14 protein-coding genes and 1 pseudogene are annotated in these 16,474 nt (G+C 69.2%); 7 read left to right on the forward strand and 8 right to left on the reverse strand.

Annotated elements, in window-relative coordinates; translation table 11 throughout:
- Window positions 1-61: 61 nt before the first annotated feature.
- Both eat and C4B30_RS16610 read right to left on the reverse strand, forming a co-directional pair.
- Complete coding sequence (gene eat / locus C4B30_RS16605; protein WP_089499393.1) at window positions 62-1,474, reverse strand: ethanolamine permease; 1,413 nt, start codon at window positions 1,472-1,474, stop codon at window positions 62-64.
- A gap of 186 nt (window positions 1,475-1,660) precedes the next feature.
- Complete coding sequence (locus C4B30_RS16610; protein ID WP_105132696.1) at window positions 1,661-3,124, reverse strand: mechanosensitive ion channel; 1,464 nt, start codon at window positions 3,122-3,124, stop codon at window positions 1,661-1,663.
- A gap of 275 nt (window positions 3,125-3,399) precedes the next feature.
- Here C4B30_RS16610 and C4B30_RS36190 point away from each other — a divergent pair.
- Window positions 3,400-4,273 (forward strand): annotated as a pseudogene (locus C4B30_RS36190) (AraC family transcriptional regulator).
- Between the two features lie 179 nt (window positions 4,274-4,452).
- Here the strand turns inward: C4B30_RS36190 and C4B30_RS16625 are convergent.
- Both C4B30_RS16625 and C4B30_RS16630 read right to left on the reverse strand, forming a co-directional pair.
- On the reverse strand, window positions 4,453-4,926 hold the full coding sequence (locus C4B30_RS16625) for a zinc ribbon domain-containing protein (RefSeq protein ID WP_105132699.1): 474 nt from the start codon (window positions 4,924-4,926) through the stop codon (window positions 4,453-4,455).
- 10 nt (window positions 4,927-4,936) lie between these two features.
- Window positions 4,937-7,045, reverse strand: a complete 2,109-nt coding sequence (locus tag C4B30_RS16630) for a heavy metal translocating P-type ATPase (protein ID WP_234015432.1) — start codon at window positions 7,043-7,045, stop codon at window positions 4,937-4,939.
- Between the two features lie 4 nt (window positions 7,046-7,049).
- On the opposite strand from C4B30_RS16630, the gene C4B30_RS36070 reads away from it, so the two are divergent.
- The 4 genes from C4B30_RS36070 (at window position 7,050) to C4B30_RS16640 (ending at window position 8,646) form a co-directional block, all read left to right on the forward strand.
- Window positions 7,050-7,184, forward strand: coding sequence for a hypothetical protein (locus C4B30_RS36070; protein ID WP_267896610.1), 135 nt, complete (start codon window positions 7,050-7,052; stop codon window positions 7,182-7,184).
- Entirely contained in the window at window positions 7,157-7,522 is a 366-nt protein-coding gene (locus tag C4B30_RS35865) for a hypothetical protein (protein ID WP_234015433.1), read from the forward strand. Before C4B30_RS36070 ends, C4B30_RS35865 begins: the two co-directional genes overlap by 28 nt.
- A 51-nt stretch (window positions 7,523-7,573) precedes the next feature.
- A complete protein-coding gene (gene cadR / locus C4B30_RS16635) occupies window positions 7,574-8,005 on the forward strand; it encodes a Cd(II)/Pb(II)-responsive transcriptional regulator (RefSeq protein WP_027783182.1) in 432 nt (143 codons plus the stop codon).
- Between the two features lie 68 nt (window positions 8,006-8,073).
- Window positions 8,074-8,646, forward strand: coding sequence for a PadR family transcriptional regulator (locus C4B30_RS16640; RefSeq protein ID WP_105132701.1), 573 nt, complete (start codon window positions 8,074-8,076; stop codon window positions 8,644-8,646).
- Between the two features lie 45 nt (window positions 8,647-8,691).
- Here the strand turns inward: C4B30_RS16640 and C4B30_RS16645 are convergent, their stop codons facing one another.
- The 4 genes from C4B30_RS16645 to C4B30_RS16660 form a co-directional block, all read right to left on the reverse strand.
- Complete coding sequence (locus C4B30_RS16645; protein ID WP_105132702.1) at window positions 8,692-10,122, reverse strand: FAD-binding oxidoreductase; 1,431 nt, start codon at window positions 10,120-10,122, stop codon at window positions 8,692-8,694.
- 15 nt (window positions 10,123-10,137) lie between these two features.
- Window positions 10,138-10,926: an ABC transporter substrate-binding protein gene (locus C4B30_RS16650; RefSeq protein ID WP_089499386.1), complete on the reverse strand. Its 789-nt coding sequence runs from the start codon at window positions 10,924-10,926 to the stop codon at window positions 10,138-10,140.
- A gap of 62 nt (window positions 10,927-10,988) precedes the next feature.
- Window positions 10,989-12,143 (reverse strand): pyridoxal phosphate-dependent aminotransferase, encoded by a 1,155-nt coding sequence (locus C4B30_RS16655; RefSeq protein ID WP_105132703.1) that lies wholly within the window; start codon window positions 12,141-12,143, stop codon window positions 10,989-10,991.
- A gap of 206 nt (window positions 12,144-12,349) precedes the next feature.
- On the reverse strand, window positions 12,350-13,018 hold the full coding sequence (locus C4B30_RS16660; RefSeq protein ID WP_089499384.1) for a TetR/AcrR family transcriptional regulator: 669 nt from the start codon (window positions 13,016-13,018) through the stop codon (window positions 12,350-12,352).
- A 120-nt stretch (window positions 13,019-13,138) separates the two neighbouring features.
- Here C4B30_RS16660 and C4B30_RS16665 point away from each other — a divergent pair, with 120 nt between their 5' ends.
- Window positions 13,139-14,791, forward strand: coding sequence for an acyl-CoA dehydrogenase family protein (locus tag C4B30_RS16665; RefSeq protein ID WP_105132704.1), 1,653 nt, complete (start codon window positions 13,139-13,141; stop codon window positions 14,789-14,791).
- 52 nt (window positions 14,792-14,843) lie between these two features.
- On the forward strand, window positions 14,844-16,352 hold the full coding sequence (locus C4B30_RS16670; protein ID WP_105132705.1) for a class I adenylate-forming enzyme family protein: 1,509 nt from the start codon (window positions 14,844-14,846) through the stop codon (window positions 16,350-16,352).
- Window positions 16,353-16,474: the final 122 nt, after the last annotated feature.

Consider the following 16,474-nt stretch of genomic DNA (forward strand, 5'->3'; position numbering starts at 1 on the left):
GGGCGCGCCGGATGCCGTCAGGAACGGCCTTTCACGTTCGCCTGCACCGTCGTCATTCCGTTCACTCCTCCAGCAGCGCGTCGCCGGGCGCGCTCGCGCGCTGCGCGCGGGTCGCGAGGAAGTACGCGTAGCCGAGCGCGAGGAACGCGACGAACACCATCGCCACCAGCCCGTTGAAATACACCATCGTGCCGAGGCAGACCAGCGCCGCAAGAATCGCGAATGCCGGGAAGATCGGGTACAGCGGCGCGCGGAACGGCCGCGCCATGTTCGGGTGCGAGCGGCGCAGCTTGAACAGCGACGCCATGCTGACGATATACATCACGATCGCACCGAATACCGACATCGTCACGATGTTCGCGGTGAGCGTCTGTCCGCCGAACTGGATCAGCTCGTCGCTGTAGATCGCCGCGATGCCGACCACGCCGCCCGCGAGGATCGCGCGATGCGGGGTCTTGAAGCGCGGATGCACCTTCCCGAGCCATTCCGGCAGGTAGCCTTCGCGGGCCAGCGCAAAGATCTGGCGCGAATAGCCGAGGATGATCCCGTGGAACGACGCGACCAGCCCGAACAGCCCGAGCCACACGAGCATGTGCATCCAGCCGCTGTTCGCGCCGACGATGTACTTCATCGCCTGCGGCAGCGGGTCGTTGATGTTCGCGAGCTTGGTCCAGTCGCCCGCGCCGCCGGCGAACACCATCACGCCGATCGCAAGCGCCACGAGGGTCAGGATCCCGGCCACGTACGCGATCGGAATCGAGCGCTTGGGGTTCTTCGCTTCCTCGGCGGCCATCGCGACGCCTTCGATCGCGAGGAAGAACCAGATCGCGAACGGAATCGCCGCGAACATCCCGTGGAACGCGCCCACGCTGAAGTGATCGGCGCCCGACCAGCCGCCCTTCGTGAAATTGCTCCACGCGAAGCCCGGCGACACCACGCCCATGAACACCAGCAGCTCGAAGATCGCGAGCAGGGTCACGACGAGCTCGAAGGTCGCCGCGATCTGCACGCCGACGATGTTCAGCGCCATGAACACGAGATACGCGCCCATTGCCGCGTGTTTCGGTTCGAGCCCCGGAAACTGCACGTGCAGGTACGCGCCGATCGCGAGCGCGATCGCGGGCGGCGCGAACACGAACTCGACCAGCGTCGCGGCGCCTGCCAGATAGCCGCCGGTGGGGCCGAACGCGCGGCGCGCATACGCGAACGGGCCGCCCGCGTGCGGGATCGACGTCGTCAGCTCGGTGAAACTGAAGATGAAGGTGGTATACATCGCCGCGACGAACAGTGCGGTGATCACGAAGCCCAGCGTGCCGGCGCTCGCCCAGCCGTAGCTCCAGCCGAAGTATTCGCCGGAAATCACGAGGCCGACCGCGATGCCCCACAGTTGCCAGGTCCCGAGCGTCTGCTGCAGCGCGGGCTGACCGGACGACTTGGCGCCGGCGGCGGGCCGGCCATTCGACTCTGCTTTCATCGGACTCTCTCCTCAAAGGCGCCGGGCCTGCGGACCCGCGCGACTGAGAATCGATGCTAGAGAGTCATTAAACGACGTGTTATCGAAATTCGGCAAAGATCGCGGCTGACGTTTCGCTTGCGAAAACGCCGGCCGCGCGCGTTGCCACGCCGATCCGGCCGCGCGATGCGGCCGGACCGGCCGTGCTTACTGGCCGCCGCCGCGCTGGTTGAACCAGCGGTCGAGCAGCTTGCCGGCCGCCTCGCGGCCGCCGAGGCCGAACGACAGCGCGACCGCCACCGCGATCGCGCCGAGCACGAGGCCGAACGCGAGCTGGACGATTTCGTTCGCGATGCCCATCGCGCGCAGCCCCATCGCGAACACGAGGCCGAGGATCGCGAATTGCGCGATGCGCGCGAACAGCACGCTGTGTTCGCGGTCGGCCTGCTCGATCACGCGGCGCGCAAGGCCCGCGAGCCACACGCCGATCACGAGGATCACGCCGCCCATCAGCACGTGGCCGCCGAATTCGATGAACAGCGTGACGACGTCGCGCACCTGCGAGAAGCCGAGCCGGTTCGCGGCCTCGACCGACGCGAACAGCATCGCGAAGAACACGATCAGCCGCGCGACCAGCACCGACGGCTGCAGGATGCCCGAGAACACGCGCTCGACGCCGAGCAGGGCCGGCAGCCCGTCGACGCCGGCGGCTTCCAGCAGTTTCTGCGCGAGCGACGCGACGAAGCGCGCGAAGTAGAACGTGACGAGCACGATCACGATCGCCGCGACGATGTCCGGCACCGCGCCGAGGAACTGGTTCAGCATGTTGGTCGCGGGGATCGAGATCGCGTCGATCTTCAGCGCGTCGAGCGCGGAGATCAGCGTCGGCACGAACACGAACACGTAGACGATCGTGCCGACCAGGCTCGACACGCGTACGGGCGTCGGGCTGTCGATCCCTTGCGTGAGGCGGTCGGCGCCGGCGGCGACCAGCAGGTTCGTCACGAGGCCGCGCAGCACGCGCGCGACGATCCAGCCGACGAAGCCGATCACCGCGGCCGCGAAGATGTTCGGCACGATCGCGAGCAGCTTGTCGACCATTCCCTGCACCGGCGACAGCAGGCCCGACAGCGCGAACGCCCCGAGGATCGCCGGCAGGAACATCAGGATCACGAGCCAGAACAGGACGTCGCCGAGATAGCCGCTCATCGGCTGCATGCCGGCGCTTTCGGACAGCGTGGCGTCGACCTTGCTGGCTTTCAGCGCGCGGTTCGCTAGGCTGCGCAGCAGCGACGCGATCAGCCACGCGATCAGCGTCAGCGCCGCGCCGCCGATCAGGTTCGGCAGGTAGTTGACGATGTGCGTGACGAGCAGCGAGAACGGATTGGAGACCGCGTACAGGTTGAGCACGTTGAAGATGCCCACCGCGGTGACGAGCAGCACGAGCCAGAACAGGCCGCCGGCGATGATGCGTTCGACGCACGCGCCCTGGCCGGTGCTTTCGTTGATCCGCTGATCGACCTTCAGTGCGTTGAGCAGGCGCAGCGCGCCGGCCCGCACCACCACGGCGATCAGCCAGCCGACTACCAGGATGCCGATCGCGCCGGCGATCTTGGGCAGGTATCCGCCTAGCGTGGTCTGCAGCGACGTGATGAAGCTGGAAGCATCCATTTCTTCTTCTCCCGAAAACGTGGTGGTGCGATTGAACATCGACGAACGACCTGCGTACTTCGAAAAGCGTGGTGCTCCGTCCGAGCAACTTACCCGAGAAAAATGACGCGATCACCCGATTTCACCGTCTTTAACTTTAGTTCTAGATCGCAGCGGGACAAGACCCTATTTCGGTGAAATAAAAAGGGGCGGATTTCGGACCGCTACGCTTTTCCGCAAGATTTGTCCATTCGGGCCGTGCTACCGTGGCGTCGGGTTCCAGCCACGACACGTCGATGCCCGCAGCCGAAACGAAAACCGATCCGCCTGCATGGGTCCGCTACGCGGCGAGCGTGGCGCGTGTCCATGCGTACATCGGCGCGCATCTCGACGGCCCGCTCGACCTGAACCGGCTCGCCGAAGTCGCGTGCCTGTCGCCGTATCACTGGCAGCGCGTCTACCGCGCGCTGTACGGCGAATCGATCGTGCCGACGGTGCGGCGAATGCGGATGGTGCGGGCATCCGAGGATCCGGTCTGCACCGCGCGGCCGCTCGACGAGATCGCGCGGCGCGCGGGCTACGGTTCGACGCACGCTTTCGCGCGGGCGTTTCGCGACGCGTACGGCGTGCTGCCCGCGCAGCACCGGCACCCACCGGCCGATTTATCCGTTACAGAGAGGAGAGGCAGACATGTTCAAGCATGAGGTCGAGATCCGGCGCCTGCCGGAACAGCGCGGCTACGCGGTCGCGCACATCGGCGCGTACATGAAGGCCGGCGACGCGTTCGGGCGGATCGGCGCGTGGGCCGGGCAGCACGGGCTGATCGGCCCGGGCGCGAAGATGATCGGGATTTTCTACGACGATCCGGACACGACGCCCGAAGCGCAGTTGCGCGCGAAAGCGTGCTTCGTGCCGGCCGACGGCGCGCCGGACGTCGCACCCGAGCCGCCGGTGGAGCGTGCGACGATCGCAGGCGGCGAATACGCGGTGCTCCTGCATACGGGGCCGTATGCGGACCTGAAGTCGGCCTATCAGTGGCTCTATGGCGACTGGCTGCGTCACTCGGGCCGCGAAGCCGCCGACGCGCCGCCGTTCGAGCTGTACCTCAATACGCCGATGGACACGGCGCCGGCCGACCTGCGCACCGAAATTCACCTGCCGCTGCGCTGAGCGCCGGGCCGGTGCGCTGAGCGACGGGCTGCTGCGCTGAGCGCCGGACCGCTGCGCTGAGCGCCGGGCTGCTGCGCTGAGCGCCGGACCGCTGCGCTGAGCGCCGGGCCGCCGCGCCGGCCGTCGAACGCAACGTGCCGGCCAATGCTCATGCGCGGCCGGCGCGAACGCACGCAGATCTAAGCAGCTTGCGTCCCGCAGCCGGGACAGAACCGCGCGTCGGCCGCCAGCGCCGCATGGCAGCGGTTGCAAGCCTTGCCGCGTTGCGCCGCGCCGCACTGCGCGCAGAACCGCGCGTCGGCCGCGTTGAGCGCGCCGCAGCCCGCGCACGCGAGCTGGCTCAGCGGCACGTTGCCGCCGTGGCCGCCTCGCCCGCCACCGGCATCGGCCGGCGCCTGCCAGCCCCAGCCGTGGCGATCGCGGCCGCGCGCATCGTGGCCGCCATGCCCGCCCTGGCGCGGGCCGCCGTGATGGCCGTTGCCGCTGCCGGGGCCGCCGTGGCTGCCGGGACCACCGTTTCCGCTGTTTCCGCTGTTTCCGCTGTTTCCGCTGTTTCCGCTGTTTCCGCTGTTTCCACTGTTTCCGTGCCCGCTGCCGTGCCCGCTGCCATGGCCACCGCCGTGGCCGCCGAGCATCCGTTTCAGAAAGCGCATCGCCCGCTCCTCAACGCTTGGCCTGCGCGCCGCCGAACGCCCCGGAGGACGACAGCAGCCGCAAGCCGTTGGCCACGACGAGCAGGCTCGCGCCCGCGTCGGCGAAGACCGCCATCCACATCGTGCCGAGCCCCGCGACCGTCAGGCCGAGGAACACGACCTTCACGCCGAGCGCGAAGCCGATGTTCTGCACCAGCACGCGGTGCGTCGCGCGCGACAGCCGCACGAACGCCGGGATCTTGCGCAGGTCGTCGTCCATCAGCGCGACGTCGGCCGTCTCGATCGCCGTGTCGGTGCCCATCGCGCCCATCGCGAAGCCGATGTCGGCGCGCGCGAGCGCCGGTGCATCGTTGATCCCGTCGCCGACCATCCCGACCGCGCCCGCGCCGCCCGCCGACAGTTCCTCGACCGCCGCGAGCTTGTCTTCCGGCAACTGGTTGCCGCGCGCGTCGTCGATGCCGGCCTGGCGCGCGATCGCCTGAGCGGTATGCGGGTTGTCGCCCGTCAGCATCGCGGTGCGGATGCCGAGCGCATGCAGATCGGCGATCGCGTCGCGGCTCGTGTCCTTGATCGTGTCGGCCACCGCGAAGATGCCGAGCACGCGCGTGTCGTCGACCAGCACGACGACGCTCTTGCCCTGCCGCTCCAGTGCGTCGAGCTTCGCCTCGAGCGCCGCCGAACAACGCTCGAGCTCCTCGACGAGCCGGTGATTGCCCAGCCAGTAGCGCGTGCCGTCGATCGTGCCGCGCACGCCGCGCCCGACGATCGCTTCGAAGTCCTGGACATCGGCGAATGCCGTCGTGCCGGCATCGCGGGCCGCGGCGGCAATCGCCTGCGACACCGGGTGATCGGAGCGCGCGGCGAGGCTCGCGCCGAGGTGCCGCACGCGCGCCGCATCGGCGCCGTCCGCATGAACGTCGAAGTCGGTCTGCACCGGCTTGCCGTGGGTGATCGTGCCGGTCTTGTCGAGCGCGAGCCACGCAAGCTTGCGCCCTTCTTCCAGATAGACGCCGCCCTTCACGAGAATCCCGCGCCGCGCCGCGGCCGCGAGGCCCGACACGATCGTCACCGGCGTCGAGATCACCAGCGCGCACGGGCACGCGATCACGAGCAGCACGAGCGCGCGGTAGATCCAGTCGTGCCACGCGCCGCCCATCACGAGCGGCGGCACCACCGCAACCAGCAGCGCGACCGCGAACACGATCGGCGTGTAGACGCGTGCGAACTGGTCGACGAAGCGCTGCGTCGGCGCCTTCGCGCCCTGCGCTTCCTCGACCGCATGGATGATCCGCGCGAGCGTCGAGTTGGCCGCGACGGCCGTCACGCGGTATTCGAACGAACCCGATTCGTTGATCGTGCCCGCGTACACGGCGTCGCCGGTGGTCTTTTCGACGGGCAGGCTCTCGCCGGTGATCGGCGCCTGGTTGACCGTCGAGCGGCCCGCGACGACTTCGCCGTCCAGCCCGATCCGCTCGCCCGGCTTCACGCGCACGACCGCGCCGAGCGCGACCTGCGCGGCCTCGATCGTGCGCCACGCGCCGTCGGCCTGCCGCACGGTCGCGGTATCCGGCGCGAGCTGCATCAAGCCCTGGATCGCATTGCGCGCACGGTCGAGCGACTTCGCCTCGATCAGCTCGGCGATCGTGAACAGCACCATCACCATGGCGGCCTCCGGCCACTGGCCGATCGCCATCGCGCCCGTCACCGCGATGCTCATCAGCGCGTTGATGTTCAGGTTGCCGTTACGGATCGCGATCCAGCCCTTCTTGTACGTGGTGAGCCCGCACGCGAGCACCGCGGCCAGCGCGAGCGCCGCCGACAGCCACACCGGGAGCCCGGCCCAGGTCGCGCCTTCGGACGCGAGCGCGGCGACGCCGGCGAGCGCCAGCGGCCACCACGGCTTCGCGGGCGCCTCGGCGACGCGCGCCGCCGGGGCGCCGGCCGTGGCGGCCTCCGGCGTCATTCCGAGCGTGCGGATCGCGCCCTCGATCGCCGGCTGCGCGCCGGGCACGTGCTCGACGGTCAGCATCCGCTGCATCAGGTTGAATTCGAGCGCCGACACTTCGCCCATCCCGCCGAGCTTTTTGCGAATCAGCGTTTCCTCGGTCGGGCAGTCCATCTGCATGATCCGGAACGCGGAGCGCACGTGGCCCGACGCGGTCGCCTGCGCGACCGGCAGCGGCGCGAGCGTCAGCGAGGCCGGCGCGCAGCACTCGCCGGCCGCGTGGTCGTGGTCGTGGTCGTGGTCGTGGTCGTGACCGGCATGGTCATGCGCGGCGTGGTCGTGCGAGCACGTGGCGCCGTGTACATGCTTGCCGTCGCCAACATGGTCGCGATCGTGGTCATCACCCGCATCGCCGTGAGCTGCGTGAGCTGCGTGAGCTGCGTGAGCTGCGTGAGCGTGCCCGTGATCGTGATCGTGGCCATGGCCGTGCGCGCGCTCGCCGGCCGCCGGCGCCGCGTCGGCTACGGTCGCCGTCTGCGTGTCGCGCGAATCGGCGCGGCAGGCGTCGGCGCCGCCGGCCTGACGGTGTCGTGGGTCGTGGGGACGCTGGGCGTCGGTCATGACAACCTCCTTTGTGGCTTGACGGTGTAGAGTTAACACCCTGAAGCCACTACAAGGTCAACCCTTACACGGGAGAAAGGCATGAAGATTGGCGAACTGGCCAAAGCGGCCCGCTGCACCCCCGAGACGATCCGTTTCTACGAGAAAGAGGGTCTGATGCCGGACGCGGAGCGCACCGATTCGAACTATCGCAACTACACCGACGTGCACGTCGAGCGGCTGCGCTTCATCCGCAATTGCCGCGCGCTCGACATGGCGCACGACGAAATCCGCGCGCTGCTGCAACTCACCGACACGCCGGCCGATCGCTGCGATTCGATCAATTCGCTGCTCGACGATCACATCGGACACGTCGATGCACGCCTCGCGGAATTGACGCATCTGCGCGATCAGCTCACCGAATTGCGCCGCCGGTGCGTCGGCGAGCATTCGGTCGAGGATTGCGGAATCGTGCACGGCCTCGCGACGATGGAAACCGTCGCGCCGGCCGCGAAGCGCTCGCACCTCGGCTGAAACCCTTGTCAAACAGGATAGTCTTCTTGAGAATAGTTATATTATTACTAGTTATACTTTAACTATTCATGTCTATGAGCCGCCCGTCCCCACTCGCGCTGGCCGTCCTCGCGACGCTCACCGAAACGCCGATGCATCCGTACGGGATGCTGCAGCAACTGAAGGCGCGCGGATACGACGAAGTCGTCAACGTACGGCAGCGTACGAGCCTGTACCAGACGATCGACCGGCTGCTGCGCGACGGGCTGATCGCCGTACACGACACCGAGCGCGACGGCGCGTTTCCGGAGCGCACTCTGTATGCGCTGACCGAAGCCGGGCACACGGCGGGGCAGGCGTGGTTGCATACACTGCTCGCGGAGCCCGCGAATGAATTCCCGGCGTTCGGCGCCGGCCTCGCGTTCCTGCCCCTGCTCGATGCGGAAGATGCGCGCCATCAGCTCGAACTGCGCATCGCCCGGCTCGACGCCGAGCGCGAGCGGCTGGAAGCGCTGCGCGCCACCGCGCAGGCCGATCAGGTGCCGCGCCTGTTCCTGCTGCAAAACGAGCATGCGCTGGTGCTGCTCAATGCGGAGCTCGACTGGGCGCGCAGTGTGGTCGAACACCTGAAGATCGGCGCGCTGCGCTGGGTGGACGGCTGACGCGTCACGAAGGCCGATTCCCGTCGGCAACGGGAATCGCCCTCGTCAAAGCACCTTGCCGGGATTCAGAATCCCGCGCGGGTCGAGCGCGGCCTTCAGGCGCCGCATCAGCCCGATTTCCGCGTCGCTGCGCGTGTACGCGAGATAAGGACGCTTGAGCACGCCGATCCCGTGCTCGGCCGACACCGAGCCGCCCATGTCGCGCACCACCGCATACACGCAGCGATCGAGCGCATCGGCGTCCGCGTCGGTCATCCCGGCCAGCGACACGCCGATATGCACGTTGCCGTCGCCGACATGGCCGAAGAACAGGCACGTGAGCGCCGGCCAGCGCGCGCGCAACGCCGCCTCGCAGCGCTCGGCGAACGTGCCGAGTTCGCCCGTCGGCAGACTCACGTCGAAGTTGACGAGATGGGGCAGCGCATCGATCGCGAGGCCTTCGCGCAGCGTCCACAAATCGCGCGCCTGCCGCTCGGAGCTCGCGAGTACCGCATCGTCGATGAGCGCTGCATCGAACCCCGCGGCCAGCCCCGTTTCGAGCGCATGGTGCGCATCGCCGCCCGGCGCGCTCGTCGCGCATTCGATCAACACCGCGAAACCGCCGTCGCCCGAGAACGGCGCGGTTACACCCGGCGTATGGCGCGCGACGTAGTCGTAGAACGCCGGCCACATCGCCTCGAAACTGACGACCTCCGGCAGCGCGCGCATGCGGTTCCACAGCCCGACCACCGCATCGTAGTCGCGCACGCGGCACAGCGCCGTGGCCGGCGCCGCGAGCAACGGATGCAGCCGCAGCACCGCGCGCGTGATGACGCCGAGCGTTCCTTCGCTACCGATGAACAGGTGCTTCAGGTCGTAGCCGGCGTTGTTCTTCAGCATCCGGTTCATCGACGACACGACCGTGCCGTCCGCGAGCACGACCTCGAGCCCGAGCACCTGCTCGCGCATCATCCCGTAGCGGATCGCGCGCGTGCCGCCCGCATTGGTCGCAAGCATGCCGCCGATCTGGCACGAACCGCGCGCGCCGAGATCGACACCGAACGTGAAGCCCGCCGCTTCAGCGGCGTCCTGCACCGTCTGCAGCGGCGTGCCCGCGCGCACGGTGATCGTGCCGGCCGCCGCGTCGAGCGCCTCGATGCCCGCGAAGCGCTCCATCGACAGCACGGCCTCGCCGCCCAGTGCGACCGCGCCGCGCGCGAGCCCCGTCAGCCCGCCTTGCGGCACGACCGGCTGGCCGAGCCGCATACATGCCGCGAGCGTGCGCGACACGTCGTCGACGCTGCGCGGGCGCACCAGCGCACGCGGCCGCACGCCGGCCGGCTCGTTGTACGCGGTGAAATAACGCGGGTCGATATCGGCCGCGCGCGTGACGAGCGCATCGCCCAGTTCGGCGGCGAGCACGGCATCGCGTGCATCGTCCGGCAGCGGCATGCCGTCCGGTGCGCTGCCCGCGGCGGTCGGGTTCGGGGTCGGCATCGTGCGCGGCCCCGCTTACTTCGTCGAGATGTCGATATCGCCGAAATACTTCAGGCCGAGCGACTTCACCGTGCCGTCCGCCTTCAGCTTGTCGATCGCCGCGTCGAGCTTCGCCTTCAACGCGTCGTCGCCCTTGCGCAGCCCGAACGCGATGCCGCTGCCGAGAATCCTGTCGTCGTGCACCGGCTGGCCGACGAACGAGAAGCCCTTGCCGTCAGGGCGCGACAGGAAGCCGCGCTGGCCGGACGGCGCGAGCACGAGCGTCGCGTCGAGGCGGCCCGCCACCAGATCCGCATACGCCTGGTTCTGGTCCTGGTACGCGACGACCGCGACGCCGGCCGGCTCCCAGTGCGCCTTCGCGAAGGTTTCCTGGATCGACGCCTGCAGCACGCCTACGCGCTTGCCCTTCAGCGATTCCGGCGTCGGCAGCAGGCCGCTGCCGGTGCGCGCGATCAACTGGGTCGGCACGCGATAGATGATCGTCGTGAAGTCGATCGCCTGGCGCCGTTGCTCGGTGGCGTTCATCGCCGAGTTGATCGCGTCGAACTTGCGGCCCTTCAGCGCCGGAATCAGCCCGTCGAACGACGTCTCGACCCATTTGCACGACAGCTTCGCCGTCTGGCAGACGGCATTGCCGACGTCGATGTCGAAGCCCTGCAGGTCGCCGTTCGGCGCCTTCGATTCGAATGGCGGGTATTGCGCTTCGAGGCCGAAACGCAGCGTCGGCGCATCGGCGAGCGCCGCGCCGGAGCCGATTGCGCACGCAAGTGCGAATGCGAGTTTCAGGGTGGCCGTGTGCTTCATCGTGATCTCCTGTGTCTGGTCGATGCGACGTGCCCGTCGCCGGTTGCCCGTCGCCGGTTTTTCTACAGCGAACGCAGTCGCCGCGCGCCTTCGACCAGCGTCGCGTCGTCCTTCGAAAAGCTGAGCCGGATCACGCCGGCGTCGGTGCCGTCGGTATAGAACGCCGACAGCGGAATCGTCGCGACGCGCGCGTCGCGGATCAGGCGCAGCACGAAATCGCTGTCGCTTTCATCCGAGAAGTGGCGAAAGCGCGCGAGCATGAAGAACGAGCCTTCGCTCGGCAGCAGCTCGAAACGCGAATCGGCCAGCTCGCGCGCGAGCAGGTCGCGCTTGGCCTGGTAGAACGCCGACAGGCCGAGATAGCTGTCCGGCCGCGCGAGGATTTCGGCGAACGCGACCTGCATCGGCGTGTCGGCCGAGAACACCATGAATTGATGCACCTTGCGGATCTCGTCCATCAGCTCGGCCGGCGCGAGGCAATGGCCGACCCGCCAGCCGGTCACGTGGAACGACTTGCCGAACGACGACACGATCACGCTGCGCTCGGCCAGCTCGCGGTGGCGCGCGACGCTCTGGTGTCGCGCGCCGTCGAACACCACGTGCTCGTAGACTTCGTCGGACAGCACCACGATGCCCGTGTCGCGCGTGAGCTGCGCGAGCCGCTCGAGATCGTCGGCGGAGAACACCGTCGCGGTCGGGTTGTGCGGCGTGTTGACGATGATCATCCGCGTGCGCGGCGTGATGGCCGCGGCCACCTCGTCCCAGTTCACGCGGAAATGCTCGGGCGACAGCTTGATCGCGACCGGCGTCGCGCCCTGCAGCCGCACGATCGGCGCATAGCTGTCGAACGACGGCTCGAAATAGATCACCTCGTCGCCCGGATGCACGAGCGCGCTGATCGCCGCATAAAGCCCCTCGCTCGCGCTCGCGATCACCGTGATCTCGGTCGCGGGGTCGTAGCGGGCGCCGTACAGCGCCTCGGTCTTCTCGGCGAGCCGCTCGCGCAGCGCGATCACGCCGGCCATCGGCGCGTACTGGTTGTGGCCGTCGCGCATCGCACGCGCGACGCCTTCGACGAGCGCCGGATCGGGCGCGAAATTGGGTGCGCCCTGCGACAGGTTCAACGCATCGTGTTGCGCGGCCAGCTGGCCGATCACCGTGAAGATCGTCGTCCCGACGTCGGGCAGTTTTGAACGGGGCGCGGCGGCGCTTCGCATGACTCCTCCTCCTGATGTCCTTCGGCGGGCCCGCCCTGCGCGGCCCTGCATCTGCCGCATGATTTAGCCCCAGCCAATATCGGCGGACAATCGAAAGTTCGTCATGGCGGCCATGCATTTTTCTCATGGCTCGCGGCGAGAAGTACGCAGCGGCAAGGCTGATCTGCGGCCTCGACATGCGAATCAGGCATTTCCCCTACGAAAGGCTATCCATTCGCCGCCGCGAGGTACGCGAGCAGCACGGCCCGCAGTTCGCGGCGTTGCGCGGCGAAATCGAGCGCCGGCCCGAGCGTCAGCAGCGCCTGCGACAGCCCGCCGTAGCAGATCGTGTGGGCCATCCGCGCGAGCCCGTCGAGCCGCTCGGCCGGCGGCGGGTCGGCCGCGTGCGCGAGCGCGTCGCGCCACAGCGCGACATAGGCGTCGTAATGCCGGCGATAGGCGGTCAGCGGCGACACCTGCCGCTCCAGCGCGAACAGCGCGCCCCACAGCGCCGCGTCGGCAGCGATCGTCTCGACCTGGAGGTCGACCAGCGCGGCGGCGAGCCTGGCCCGCGGCGCGCCGCGCAACCGCTGCACCGTGTCGCGCAGCCGGTCGGCCAGCGCCAGCACGCGGCGGTGGATGCAGAGCGCCGCGAGGCTCTGCTTGTCGCCGAAATACTCGTAGAAGGTGCCGATGCTGACGCCCGCGACGGCCGCGATCTCGCGGATCGTCGCCTTCGCGTAGCCGCGTTCGAGCAAAAGCTGAACGAACGCCTGTTGCAGCGCGTCGGAGCTCGCCTGCGCGCGCGACTGGCGCGGCCGGCGGCGCAACGCGGGCGCGGGTTGCGCCGCCGGCGAGCCGGGCGGCGCCGGAACCTGAACATGTCGCGGCGGCATATTTGCTACTCTGAAATTCAGCAGGGCATCCGTTTACCGGAAGCCGGAACCCGCGCCGAAGCGCCCTCCGCGCGGCACGACGCCGGCTGACCGCGAAGCATGAGACCGGAGACAACCGCGATGATCGACTCGACTCACGCCGTCACGAACCAGTTCGACGAACTCGTCGACTATAACCTCTTCGCGACGGATCTCGCGCTGCGCGGCGCGCTCGCCCGGGCGGGCGCCGACTGGGCCGTGCCGCAGCTCGACGCGTACGGCGCGCGGCTCGGGAGCGCCGACACCGCGCGGCTCGCCGACGAAGCGAACCGCCACACGCCCGAACTGAACGCGTTCGACCGGCGCGGCCGGCGCATCGACCGCGTCGACTTCCATCCCGCATGGCACGCACTGCTCGGCCAGTATCGCCACGAAGGCTTCGTGTCGCTCGCGTTCCGCGACGCGCGCCGCGGCCGCTGGGCCGCGACGGCCGCCGGCTTCTACCTGCACGGCCAGATCGAGGCCGGCACGCTGTGTCCCGCGACGATGACGCAGGCCGCGATCCCCGTGCTGCAGAAGGAGCCGGCGCTGTGGGACCTGTTGCGCGACAAGCTCTACAGCGATGACTACGACCCGCGCGACGTGCCGGTCGCCGACAAGCCCGCGATCTGGTTCGGCATGGGCATGACCGAGAAACAGGGCGGCTCCGACGTGCGCGCGAACACGACGCTCGCCACGCCGGTCGGCGCGGGCGGGCGCGGCGGCGAATACCGGCTGCGCGGCCACAAGTGGTTCTTCTCCGCGCCGATGTGCGACGCGCACCTCGTCGTCGCACGCACCGAAGCCGGCGGCCCGTCGTGCTTCTACGTGCCGCGCTGGCGGCCGGACGGCACGAAGAACGCAGTCGAGATCCAGCGGCTGAAGAACAAGGTCGGCAACCGCAGCAACTCGAGCAGCGAGGTCGAGCTGAACGATGCGTGGGGGATCATGCTCGGCGACGAAGGCCGCGGCATTCCGACCATCATCGAGATGGCCACCACCACGCGGCTGAACTGCGTGCTCGGCAGCGCGGCGATGCTGCGCCAGGGCGTCGTGCAGGCGATCGCCTACACGCGCCAGCGCCATGCATTCGGCCGCGCGCTCGCCGAGCAGCCGCTGATGCGCACCGTGCTCGCCGATCTCGCGCTCGAAAGCGAGGCGGCGCTGTCGCTCGCGATGCGCCTTGCCGACGCGTTCGAACGCGACGACTCGCCGCGCGAACGCGCATGGAAGCGGATCGTCACGCCCGCCGCGAAATTCTGGGTCTGCAAGCGCGCAGTCGAGCTGACCGGCGAGGTGATGGAAGTGTTCGGCGGCAACGGCTACGTCGACGACGGCCCGATCGCGCGCCTCTTCCGCGAGGCGCCCGTCAACTCGATCTGGGAAGGCTCGGGTAACGTGATGTGTCTCGACGTGCTGCGCGCCGTGTCGCGCGAGCCCGACGCGGCCGCCGCGCTGTTCGACGAATTGGCCGACCTCGGCGCGGGCGAACCGCGCATTCGCGCGGCGCTCGACGCGTTGCGCGCGATGCTCGCCGCCCCGGCCGACACGCTCGAGGCATCGGGCCGCGTGTTCGCGCAGCGGCTCGCGATCGTCGCGCAGGCGTGCCTGCTGCGCCGCGATGCGCCGGCGGCCGTCGCCGACGCGTTCGTCGCGACGCGGCTCGCCGCGCCCGACTGGGGCCGCATCGCGGGCGGCTTCGAGCCGCACGCGATCGACGTCGCCGCACTGCTGCAGCGCGCGTACCCGGCCTGACGCCGGCCCGTTCAACCGAATTCGCAGTCGTTCGCCCCGCCCCGGAGCCTCGATGAACCTCGTCGCCGCCCTCGACCGCGCCGCCCGTGCGACGCCCGACAAGCCGTTCCTCGTCAGCGAATCCGCGACGATCACGTATGCGGCCGCGCGCGAGCGTTCGCACCGCGCGGCGGCCGTGCTGAGCGCGCTCGGCGTCGCGGCCGGCGACCGTGTCGCCGCGATGTGCCTCAACACGCCGGCCTTCGTCGACCTGATGTTCGGCGCATGGCGCCTCGGCGCGGCATTCGTGCCGGTCAACCACAAGCTGCAGGCGCCGGAGGTCGACTACGTGCTCGAACACAGCGGCAGCAAGGCGCTGCTGTTCGACGTGACGCTCGCGCCGGTGGTCGAGCGCATCGTGCATCCGGCGCGGCGGCTCGTGACCGAGGGCGAACTCGACGGCGTGCCGAACTTCGACGCGATGTGCGCGACGATGGACGGCCTCGCGGGCATCGAGCCGGCCGACGACGACATCGCGCAGATCCTCTACACGTCCGGCACGACCGGCCGCCCGAAGGGGTGCGTGCACAGTCATCGCACCGTGACGCTCGCGGCGATGCAGGCGGCGCTCGCGACCGGGATCGGCCGCGACGAGCGCACGCTGATGGCGATGCCGATCTGGCATTCGTCGCCGCTGAACAACTGGTTCGGCGGCACGCTGTACGCGGGCGGCACCGTCGTGCTGCTGCGCGAATACCATCCGCTGCGCTTCCTGCAGACCGTCGAGCGCGAGCGCGTGACGCTGTATTTCGGCGCGCCGGTGTCGTATACGCTGCCGCTCGACACGATCGACGGCTTCGCGGCATTCGACCTGTCGAGCGTGCGCGCGTGGCTGTACGGCGGCGGCCCGATCGGCGCCGCGCAGGCCGAACGGCTCGCCCACGCGTACCGCAGCCACCCGTTCTTCCACGTGTACGGGATGACGGAAACCGGGCCGGCCGGCACGACGCTGTATCCGGACGAGCAGATCGCGAAGGCGGGCTCCATCGGCCGCCAGGGCGGCCCGGGCGTCGACCTGCGGGTCGTGCGGATGGACGGCGTCGATGCGCGGCCGGGCGAAACCGGCGAGATCTGGCTGAAGGCCGACTGCATGATGCTCGGCTATCTCGACGACGCGGCCGCGACGCGCGCCGCGTTCACGCCGCACGGCTGGTATCGCACCGGCGACCTCGCGCGGATCGATCAGGATGGCTACCTGTTCATCGTCGACCGGCTGAAGGACATGATCGTCACCGGCGGCGAGAACGTCTATTCGAAGGAAGTGGAGGACGTGCTCGGTGCGCACCCGGACATCGCCGAGGCGGCGGTCGTGGGCGTCCCGCATCCGGACTGGGGCGAGACGGTCGTCGCGCACGTCGTGACGCGGGCGAACGCGGTGCTCGATGCGGATGCGCTGCGCACGTTCTGCGGCGAGCGGCTCGCCGCGTACAAGATCCCGCGCGAATTCACGTTCGTGCAGGCGCTGCCGCGCACGCCGACCGGCAAGCTGCAGAAGTTCCTGCTGCGCGTGCGCGGGGAGTAGCCTCCGCTCACGCCGATAAAAAAAGCCACCGAGCTCGACGGCCCGGTGGCTTTTTTACATGCATGAGCGGCCGGGCAGCGACCTTCGCCGCCGCCCGCGCTTCAGAACATCACGACCGGCTG

It is taken from the genome of Burkholderia sp. BE12, from assembly GCF_002959955.1.
GTDB lineage: Bacteria > Pseudomonadota > Gammaproteobacteria > Burkholderiales > Burkholderiaceae > Burkholderia.